This is a genomic window from Actinophytocola sp. (assembly GCF_009379765.1).
Lineage (GTDB): Bacteria > Actinomycetota > Actinomycetes > Mycobacteriales > Pseudonocardiaceae > Actinophytocola.
The window spans coordinates 1-8,875 of the sequence record NZ_WHTD01000247.1 but is presented as its reverse complement, the minus strand read 5'-3'; the positions used below and the strand labels follow the sequence as shown (position 1 = coordinate 8,875).

The 8,875-nt window shown below is 72.1% G+C and carries 10 protein-coding genes; 6 read left to right on the top strand and 4 right to left on the bottom strand.

The window, feature by feature from the left end; genetic code table 11:
- The first annotated feature begins 8 nt into the window (after positions 1 to 8).
- Positions 9 to 119, top strand: a complete 111-nt coding sequence (locus tag GEV28_RS42925) for a hypothetical protein (protein WP_367115189.1) — start codon at positions 9 to 11, stop codon at positions 117 to 119.
- An 18-nt stretch (positions 120 to 137) separates the two neighbouring features.
- Here the strand turns inward: GEV28_RS42925 and GEV28_RS40660 are convergent, their stop codons facing one another.
- Complete coding sequence (locus GEV28_RS40660) at positions 138 to 548, bottom strand: hypothetical protein (protein ID WP_291419472.1); 411 nt, start codon at positions 546 to 548, stop codon at positions 138 to 140.
- A 288-nt stretch (positions 549 to 836) separates the two neighbouring features.
- Here GEV28_RS40660 and GEV28_RS40655 point away from each other — a divergent pair, with 288 nt between their 5' ends.
- A complete protein-coding gene (locus GEV28_RS40655) occupies positions 837 to 1,709 on the top strand; it encodes an alpha/beta fold hydrolase (protein WP_291419470.1) in 873 nt (290 codons plus the stop codon).
- Here GEV28_RS40655 and GEV28_RS40650 read toward each other — a convergent pair.
- Positions 1,699 to 3,204: a carboxylesterase family protein gene (locus GEV28_RS40650; RefSeq protein ID WP_291419468.1), complete on the bottom strand. Its 1,506-nt coding sequence runs from the start codon at positions 3,202 to 3,204 to the stop codon at positions 1,699 to 1,701. The two genes, GEV28_RS40655 and GEV28_RS40650, sit on opposite strands and share 11 nt — an antisense overlap.
- Positions 3,205 to 3,480: 276 nt before the next feature.
- Here GEV28_RS40650 and GEV28_RS40645 point away from each other — a divergent pair, with 276 nt between their 5' ends.
- Genes GEV28_RS40645 through GEV28_RS40630 form a run of 4 tightly spaced genes read left to right on the top strand, consistent with a single transcriptional unit; the run spans position 3,481 to position 8,034 of the window.
- Entirely contained in the window at positions 3,481 to 3,681 is a 201-nt protein-coding gene (locus tag GEV28_RS40645; protein WP_291419466.1) for a hypothetical protein, read from the top strand.
- 44 nt (positions 3,682 to 3,725) lie between these two features.
- Positions 3,726 to 4,421 carry a DUF4142 domain-containing protein gene (locus GEV28_RS40640; protein WP_291419464.1) on the top strand — a complete coding sequence of 232 codons (696 nt, stop codon included), beginning with the start codon at positions 3,726 to 3,728 and terminating at the stop codon, positions 4,419 to 4,421.
- Positions 4,418 to 5,293, top strand: coding sequence for a ferredoxin (locus GEV28_RS40635; protein ID WP_291419462.1), 876 nt, complete (start codon positions 4,418 to 4,420; stop codon positions 5,291 to 5,293). The genes GEV28_RS40640 and GEV28_RS40635 overlap by 4 nt, the downstream gene beginning before the upstream one ends.
- Entirely contained in the window at positions 5,290 to 8,034 is a 2,745-nt protein-coding gene (locus GEV28_RS40630) for an FAD-dependent oxidoreductase (RefSeq protein WP_291419460.1), read from the top strand. The genes GEV28_RS40635 and GEV28_RS40630 overlap by 4 nt, the downstream gene beginning before the upstream one ends.
- Positions 8,035 to 8,104: 70 nt before the next feature.
- Here GEV28_RS40630 and GEV28_RS40625 read toward each other — a convergent pair whose 3' ends face one another.
- Both GEV28_RS40625 and GEV28_RS42920 read right to left on the bottom strand, forming a co-directional pair.
- Positions 8,105 to 8,725 carry a TetR/AcrR family transcriptional regulator gene (locus tag GEV28_RS40625; protein WP_291419458.1) on the bottom strand — a complete coding sequence of 207 codons (621 nt, stop codon included), beginning with the start codon at positions 8,723 to 8,725 and terminating at the stop codon, positions 8,105 to 8,107.
- A gap of 32 nt (positions 8,726 to 8,757) precedes the next feature.
- Entirely contained in the window at positions 8,758 to 8,862 is a 105-nt protein-coding gene (locus GEV28_RS42920) for a hypothetical protein (protein WP_367115201.1), read from the bottom strand.
- Positions 8,863 to 8,875 lie beyond the last annotated feature (13 nt).

Genomic DNA, 8,875 nt, shown 5'->3' with positions numbered 1-8,875 from the left:
CCACCGGCATCGAGATCAGCAACAAAGAAATGAAAGAACTCCCGATCACCCGCGACCCCTGGCACGGCGACTGGAACTACACCCTGCACCCGACGCACGACACACCCGAGCCGCACTGACTTGATTCGCTACGAGCCCTAACCCTCGATGCGCCGGGCGAGCTCGTCGCGGCGGGCGCGAAGCTGGCCGGCCGGGTCGCCGAGGTCGGGCGAGATCGCCCGCCGGTGGGTCTCGGTCCGGTGCCCGGACCTGGGGAACGCGAGCCGCACGGCATGGTGCACCAGCTGGCAGTGGCCCATCAGCAGCTGCGCGACCCGCGCAGCGTCCGGGGACGGGGTGTCGACGGCCCAGCCGTGCAGGCGGTGGTACTCGCCGGCGACGTACCCGCCCTCGCGGGCGAGGTCGGTGTCGGGCCGATCCGGTCCGGCGCAGCCGCGGAGCACGGCTTCGGCCCGGTCCTGCAGCTCGCACCCGCGATCGGCGATGGCGAGCAGCGCGTGCAGCTCGACGTCCGGCGCGGCGACGCGTCGCTTGGATGCACCGAACATGGCGCCGCCCAACATGGCCCGACGAGACGGTCGAACCGAAGCATATCCCGCCGGGCGCTCGCGGTCAGCGGTCCGCGCCACTGTCCACAGTGGAGCACACCGCCGAGCGTCTGCGCGCCCTCGTACCAGCCGCGACCGGCCAGGACGGCGCCGGTCGTGTCGATCACCTCCCGGGCCACCGTCGGCATGCCGCCGCCCGGTGTAACCAGTCAAGGGTCAGCCAGTCCATCTCGTGGTTCCGGCCGGCGGCGCGTGCGAAACCTGTCGGCCGGGTGGGAAGATGACCGGATGCCCGAACGGTACGTCGCGGTCAACGGCACCACCCTGTTCCTCGACCTGCGCGGTGACCCCGGCACACCGCCGTTGCTCTACCTGCACGGCGGACCCGGCATGTCATGCCACGAGTTCATGGCCTGGCAGGGCGACCTCATCGCCCGCCGGCGCTTCCTCGTCGGGATGGACCAGCGCGGTGTGCTGCGGTCCGACCCCCTCGACGGGACGCTCACCGAGCAACTCCTCGTCGACGACTGCGAGGCCGTCCGGGAAGCGCTGCGCATCCCGCGGTGGACGGTGCTCGGCCACTCGTTCGGCGGTCGGGTCGCCCTGCGGTACGCGTGCGCGCATCCCGGCCGCGTCGACACGGTGATCTTCGAGAACCCCTGCTGGGACTTCGACGACACGGAGCGCCGGCGACTGCCGGCCGCCGCGGCGATCTTCGACGAGCTCGGCGACCACGGCAGCGCCCAGGAATGCCGGCGGCTCGCCGCGCGGCCGGAGCGGATCACGGACTGGAGGGAGACCGCGCCGCTGATCGGCCGGCTCGTCGACCACGACCGGTACGACGACCTCTACTTCCACCAGCCGGCCGCCCGCGCGCGGTGGCAGGCGACCGAGGCGGCGGCGCGGTTCCCCGACGAGTTGCGGGCGCGCGGCCGGGCCCACGCCGAGCAGGCGCTCGACGGCTGCGCCGAGTCGCTCGTTCCCCTGCTCCGGCGCCTCGAGACGGCGGCCGTGCTGATCAAGGGCGGCCACGACCTGGTCGCCGGCCCGGCGCAGGTCGAGGCGTTCCGGCCGCACGGTGCGGTTCTCGAGCTCCCCGACGCCGGGCACTTCGTCCAGCTCGAGGAACCCGAGGCCTACGCCGACGCGGTCAGCCGGTGAGCTCCGACCAGAACGCGCAGTTGCTCTGCTCGGCGATGTCGACGGGCCGGATCCGGTCGGGCGACAGGCTCAGCACGTCGTCGGCGTCGCGGAAGCGTGGCCAGCCGGCGGGCCGCCCGTCGTGCGCGAACGTCGTCCAGTAACGCACCATCCGGTCCGACAGCCGTTCCTGGGGCTCGGTCAGCGAGCCGAGCAGGTTCGGCCACAGGAACGTCAGCTCCGTCGCGTGCTCGGCGCCCTCGTCGAAGCCGGGGGCGTCGATCAGCGGCGGCGCCTCCCGGTCGGCGAACTGGTAGGCGTAGACCGGCACCCGCTCGGCCAGCAGGCGGTACGCGTCGAGGTGGGTGCACGTCGACAGCGGGCCGCCGTAGTCCGTCTGGATGGTGGCCAGGGCGATGCGCGGCTCGGGGTAGCTCGCGGCCGGGTACCGCGTGAGCACCGCGGGACCGTAGGTCGCCAGGACGATGTCGTCGTACTGCTCCTCGGTGATCGGCTGCGGGTAGAACAGCGCCACATAGAGGCGCATCTCGTCGAGGGTGTTGCCGTGCATCACCGGCATCCGGTTGAACCGGCCACGGGCGATCGCGTCGGCGGGTTGGCGGGGGAGGACGCGGTCGCCGACCACCGGACCCGCCGCCGCGCCCAGAGCCGCGAACCGCTCCAGCAACGTCTTCGCGGAAACGCCGCGCAGGCAGCCGGCGTCCGCGCACCCGACCGCGGCCGCCACGCTCGCCGCGTCCGCTTCGGCGGCGGGCATCGTGCGCGCGGGGAAGGCGCAGCTGTAGCTCTGCATGACCGCCTTGTGGAACAGGCCCGCCGCGGTGGGGGAGACCAGCGACGCGCACGTGTCCGCCGCGCCGGCCGACTCGCCGAACAGCGTCACGTTCCGCGGGTCGCCGCCGAACGCCGCCGCGTTGCGCCGCACCCAGCGCAGCGCCGCCTGCTGGTCGAGGAGCCCGTAGTTCCCGGTCCCCGAGCCGAACGACGGATGCGCCAGCCAGCCGAACACGCCGAGCCGGTAGTTCACCGTCACGACGACCACGTCACCCTCGCCCGCGAGCGCCGCCGCGTCGTACGCGCTCCCGGAACCGGTGAGGTTGCTGCCGCCGTGCAGCCAGACCATCACCGGGAGGCGCCCGTGCCGGCGGGTGGGCGCGGTGACGTTGAGGTAGAGGCAGTCCTCCCCGTAGGTGGTCGACCCGCCGTAGGCCGGCGCGATCTGCGCGCACTGGCTGCGCGGGAACGTCGCGTCGTACACGCCGCCCCACGGGCGCACGGGCCGCGGCGCCTGCCACCGGAGCGACCCGACCGGCGGCCGCGCGAACGGGATCCCCTGGAACAGCCGCAGGGGCCCCTCGGACGTGCCGCGCACGAGCCCGCTGCCGGTGCGCACCACGTCCGCGGAGGGCGCCGCGGCCGCCGCCGAAGATGCCGCCGACGCCGTCACCAGGCCTGCCGCCAGGGTCGTCACCAGCAGAACCAGAGCCGCCCTCATGACCCCTCCGCCCACCGTCTGACCATCGTCCTGACCATCGTCGGACCGAGCCTCCATGCCACCACGGGGAGCGCGGCGACCGCTACGGATCCGGAGCACAAAAAGTTCAGACAATTTTTGTGACGCACGTCACGTGAACCGCCTGGACCCGGGCTGAACGTTCCAACCGTTATCCACCGTATATAGGGGCGTTGGTGATGGGCGAGCCGTGTCCAAACAACGTCGTTGACGCGAGATGTCCGTCCTGGAAATGCGTTGTAGAGGAGTCGTGTCCAGATGCGGATCCGTAGCACTGGGATAGCCGGCCTCGCGGTTCTTGCCGCGCTTGCGGCGGTGCTGCTCAGTGGTTGTGAACTGCGTGAAGGTGCCGCGAGCGAGTACGGCAGCAGCGAAAGTGGATACGGCGTGAAAAACGTGAACAGCGAGCAGAATGAATTAGCTAAACAAATTATCGGTTCGGGAATGAGAAAATTCTGAGCGGCCTCGGACGGATAGCGATGCGGCGCGGAGTTCTGAGATGGATGGTGGCGGGACTGCTGGCGGTCGCCGGCGCGGCCTGCCCGGTGGCCGGGATTGCCCTGGCCAGCCAGTCGTCGAGCCAGGCTCGAGCGGAGTCCCAGGGTATTGAAAAGCTCGACCGGGAGTTCCTCACGGTGATTCGCTTCGCGAACCTGTGGGAGATTCCAATGGGCGAGCTGGCCGAGGAACGCGGCAGCACCCAGACGGTCAAGGACGTCGGCAAGGTGCTGGCCCAGGATCACACCCAGCTGAACACGGCCGTCGCGCAGTTGGCCGAACAGTTCGACGTGAAGCTGCCCGACCAGCCGACCTCCTCGCAGAAGTCGTGGATGGCCGACATCTCCAGCAAGGAAGGCGTCAAGTTCGACCAAACCTTCGCCGACCGGCTGCGCGCGGCCCACGGGACCGTCTTCGGGCTGATCGCCGAGGTACGCGCCGGCACCCGCAACGCGACGATCCGCGACTTCGCGCAGCAGGCCAACAACATCGTCATGAAGCACATGACCCTGCTCGAGGGCACCGGAGACGTCACCGCGGACCACGGGATGTTCGCGGAGGCCTCGGCCCGGACCACGGCCTACCCGGAGAACTCGTTGGGAAGTAGCGACCTGCTCGTCGGCGGCATCGTGGTGCTGGTGATGATCGCCACCACGCTCGTCGTCGTCCGCACCTTCAGCACGCGAGGGTCGGCCGAGTGAACGCCATCGCGAGCACCGTCGTCAGCTCCGTCGTCGTCGCCCTGCCGCAGCACGACATCGGCATCCGCGAGGCGGCCGCGCTCTCCGCGCGCCTTGCCTACGTCCTGATGTGCTTCACCCTCTGCTGGGGCATCTTCACCGCGACCGGCTGGATCAAGCGGCTCACCGGGCTCCAGGCCATCCGCTCGGGGCACATGATCCTGGCCTCGCTCACGCTGGCGACCGGTATCAGCCACGCCGTCGTGTTCGTGCTGCTCCGCGAGCAGTCGCTGTCGCTGACCGGGATCTCGGTGCCGTTCACCGGCAAGTTCCGGCACACGCTGGGCATCCTCGGCCTCGAGATCATGATCGCGATCACCCTCGGCGTGGGGATGCGGCGCTTCGTGAAGTACCGGAACTGGCTGCGGTTCCACCAGCTGGCGTACCCCGCGGTCGCCATGGTGGTCGTGCACTCCTGGTTCGGCGCCATCGCCAACGGGCACCTCTCGGTGCTCTGGCTGGGCGGGCTGACGGCAGTGACGCCGGCGGTCACGCTCACCGTCCTGCGGTTCACGCCGCCGCGGGTGCTCATCAAGGCCGGGCTGCTCAGCGCGGCACCGGCCGCCACCCCGCCGCAAATGGCGGACATCGACCCGACGGAGGCACCGAACAGGGGCGTCAACGGAAAGAAAGTACAGGTCAGCGTCGACAACCAGCGGTGCCGGCGGTACGGGATCTGTCAGGCCGAGTCCCCGGAGCTCTTCCAGCTCCTGGCGGACGGTCGCCTGCGGTACGTACGCGATCCGGACACCGGAAGCCGCGCCGGGGCACAGGCAGCAGCACGTTCCTGCCCCATGCAGGCGATCCAGTTGCAGGAGGTACGCAGCCGATGAACCGTGATGAGCGGATCGTCGTGGTGGGAGCCGGACTGGCCGGACTTCGGTCCGCCGAACGGCTCCGCGAGAAAGGGTTCGAGGGCGAGATCGTGATCATCGGGCAGGAGCGGATCCCGCCCTACCACCGGCCGGCGCTGTCCAAGCAGCTGCTGAACGGGACGATGCGACCCAACGACCTGATGCTCCCGGCGTACCAGGACGTCGGCGCCAAGTGGCGGCTGAACACGCCCGTCCAGTACCTGCTCCCGCACAGCCGGGTCGTCCACCTGCCCGGCGGCGAGGAGATCAAGTACGACGGGCTGATCATCGCGAGCGGTGTCGAGGCGCGGCGCCAGAACGGCGTGCCCTACCACGACCCGCGGGTGCTGGTGGTGCGCACGCTGCCCGACGCGCTGGACCTGGAGCGGGCCATCAGCTCGAGCCGCGGCCCGGTGGCCGTGGTCGGTGGCGGGTTCACCGGCTGCGAGATCGCGGCGAGCCTGCGGCACATGGACCGCGAGGTGACCCTCATCGGCCGCTCGCCCAACCTGCTCGGCAACGTGCTCGGCCCGGACCTCGGTGCGTGGCTGACCGGCCTGCACCGCGACCACGGCGTCGACCTCGCGCTGGGCACGTCGATCAAGGCATGGAACCCACGCCCCGAGGGGATCGGGCTGCAGCTCGCCGACGGCACCACGATGCTCGCCGCGTGCGTGGTCATGGCGACCGGCACCCTCCCGTCGACGTCGTGGCTGCGCGGGTCCGGCCTGCCGCTGGACGACGGCGTGGTCTGCGAGCCGACCTGCCACGTGGTCGGCGCGGAGGACGTGGTGGCGGCGGGTGACGTCGCGCAGTGGCCCAACGTGCGGTTCGACGACGTGCCGCGGCGCTTCGAGCACTGGCTGAACGCCATCGAGATGGGCCGCGCCGCGGCGGAGAACCTGCTGGCCGGCCGGGCCGCGGCGGACCCGTTCACCCCGATGCCGCGGTTCTGGACCGAGCAGTACGGCGTGCGCATCCAGGCCGCGGGCGTGCCGAAGCTCGGCAAGGACATCGTCGCGCTGGGCAGCCCGGACGACGGCACGGGAACGATCTTCGGCTACGCCCGCGACGGCCGGCTGATGGGCGTGGTCGGCGTGGACTGCCCGTCGTCGGTGCTGTCATGGACCGACAGCGTCGCGCGGCAGAACCCGGTGCCGAAGCGCGCGCTGCCGGCCGCGGCAAGTGAGGGCGCGGGCGACCACGCAGCGCCGGCGACGCCCGGGCTCGCGGCGAAGCGGAAGGGCAAGCACTCGCTGCCCCCCAAGGACAAGCCCGCGCGGCGCGAGGAGCAGCCGGCCATGGGTTACCTGGAGCCGGCGGCCAACGGCCCGGTGCAGTCGAGCACCCGGTTGCAGCCGGCCGACTCGCGGGGCCGGATGCAGCCCGCCGGCGCGAGCCCTGTCGACGCGACCGGCCTGATGCCGGTGCTGGGTCCGGACGGCCTGCCGGTCGAGCGGTCCCGGCAGCTGCAGCCGGCGGGTGCCGGTCGCCCGGGTCCGGCCGCCTCGAACCCGCGGATGCAGCCGGCTCGGATGGCCGCACCTCCCGCTCCAGCGACGAACGGCCGGATGGCCCCGGCGCCGACGGGTCCGATGGACTCCGCGCGGATGCGGCCGGCGAACGGCGGGCGGGGTCCGGCGGACTCCTACGACCGGCTGCCCCCGGTCGGCGGCCCGCCCCCGGTCGGGCCGCCTCCGGGCGGTCCCCGGATGGGTCCGGAGGACTCCTTCAGCGGGTTGTCGCCCGCGGAGGGCTTCGCGCGGTACCTGGAGGCCCAGAGCCCGGCGGGTCCCGACGGGCGGCCGGTCAACGGCTACGGTCCGGAGGACTCCTACGACCGGCTGCCGCCGGTGGCGAACACCGGTCACCTGCGGCCGGTGCGGGGCGGTCGTGGTCCGGAGGGCTCCTTCGACCGGATGCCTCCCGTCCAGAACAACGGCCACCTGCGGTCGGTGCCGAGCGGGCGGGGCCCCGAGGACTCGTTCGACCGGATGCCGCCGGTCGGGAACACCGGTCACCTTCGGCCGGTGCAGCGTGGTCGCGGTCCGGAGGACTCCCATGACCGGATGCCGCCGGTGAACGGTCACCTGCGGCCGGTCCAAGGCCCGGCGAACGGCTACGATCGGATGCCGCCCGTGGACCCGCGCGGCCGTGGGCCCGCCGACTCCTATGACCGGATGCCCGCGGTGGACCCGCGCGGCCGTGGCCCGGAGGACTCCTTCGACCGGATGCCGGCCGTGGACGGTCGCACCTCGGGCACCTACCGGGCGCCGCGGCGGGTCGAGGGTGCCTGGTCCGAGCCCCCGGATCGGCACAGTGCCGAGGACGACTACGACCGTGCCGGGTCCCACCGGCGCCCCGACGGCGGTGACCTGCCGCCGTTGACAGGCCGGCTCGGCCCGGCGGACTCCTACGACCGGCTGCCCGCGGTCGACCCGCGTGGGCGGGGTCCGGTGGATTCGTATGACCGGATGCCGCCCGCCGACCCGCGCGGTCGCGGCCCGTCCGACTCCTACGACCGGATGCCGCCGGCACGGCGCGGCGGTCGCCCGGGACCGTCCGACTCCTATGACCGGATGCCCCCGGCGCGCGGTCCCGAGGACTCCTACGACCGGATGCCGCCCGCGCGGCGCAGCGGTCCGCTGGGTCCGGTGGACAGCCAGGGCCAGCTTCGGCCGGTGCGCCGGCCGCAGGGCGGTCGGCGGCGGCGCGGGTAAAGGCTAGCGGCCCGGGTTCGGGCACGGTGAGAACGGCGGCGGCGTTGGCGACAGGCCAGCGCCGCCGCCGTCAGCCGGCCAGGCCGGCTTCCAGCAGGGCCAGCGCGCGGCGGCCCTGGGCGAGCACGTCCTTGGCGATCTGCTTGCCGGTGCGGCCGGCGAGGGCCTGGTCGTGCACGAAGTCCTTCAGCGCGCGGTTGACGCCCATCAGCGCGTTGGCGACCACCCACGGCTCGACGTCGTGCGGCTTCGCGGAGGTCTCCTCGGCGACCAGGTCGGCCAGCGCGCGTGTGTAGCGGTCGAACACCAGCCGCTCGCGGGCCTGGAGCGCGGCGCTGTCCTTGACGACCCGCGCGATCGCGGCGATGCGCGCGACCGCCTCCGGATGGTCCACAAGGGAGTGTGGGCGCAGGACGAACGCGCGGAACGTGTCCAGCATCCGCTCGCCGGCCGGGCGCTGCCGGAGGGCCTCGACGAGCGCGGCCTCGAAGTCGTCCATGCCGTCGTAGACCATGTCTTCCTTGGTGGGGAAGTAGTTGAAGACGGTCGCCACCGAGACATCGGCCGCACGGGCCACCTCGGCGACCGGCACCTGCTCGAACCCGCGCGCGGCGAACAGGCGGGTCGCGGTGTCGATGATGGTGCGGCGCGTCTGCTGCTTCTTGCGCTCACGGAGCCCGGGCTCGGTCATGTCCCCCAGGTTAGGGCGCGTAGTGAATCAAGTCAGGGTGGGTTGGGCGTGTCGCGTGTCGGGCGGAGGGTGTAGTTCCAGTCGCCGTGCCAGGTGTCGCGGGTGATCGGGAGTTCTTTCATCTGTCGGTCGCTGATCTCGATGCCGGTG

Bases quoted from the DNA above. Each gene is read 5' to 3' on its own strand.
- GEV28_RS40660 (WP_291419472.1), bottom strand. From the start codon at position 548: ATGTTCGGTGCATCCAAGCGACGCGTCGCCGCGCCGGACGTCGAGCTG.
- GEV28_RS40655 (WP_291419470.1), top strand. From the start codon at position 837: ATGCCCGAACGGTACGTCGCGGTCAACGGCACCACCCTGTTCCTCGAC.
- GEV28_RS40650 (WP_291419468.1), bottom strand. From the start codon at position 3,204: ATGAGGGCGGCTCTGGTTCTGCTGGTGACGACCCTGGCGGCAGGCCTG.
- GEV28_RS40645 (WP_291419466.1), top strand. From the start codon at position 3,481: ATGCGGATCCGTAGCACTGGGATAGCCGGCCTCGCGGTTCTTGCCGCG.
- GEV28_RS40640 (WP_291419464.1), top strand. From the start codon at position 3,726: ATGGTGGCGGGACTGCTGGCGGTCGCCGGCGCGGCCTGCCCGGTGGCC.
- GEV28_RS40630 (WP_291419460.1), top strand. From the start codon at position 5,290: ATGAACCGTGATGAGCGGATCGTCGTGGTGGGAGCCGGACTGGCCGGA.
- GEV28_RS40625 (WP_291419458.1), bottom strand. From the start codon at position 8,725: ATGACCGAGCCCGGGCTCCGTGAGCGCAAGAAGCAGCAGACGCGCCGC.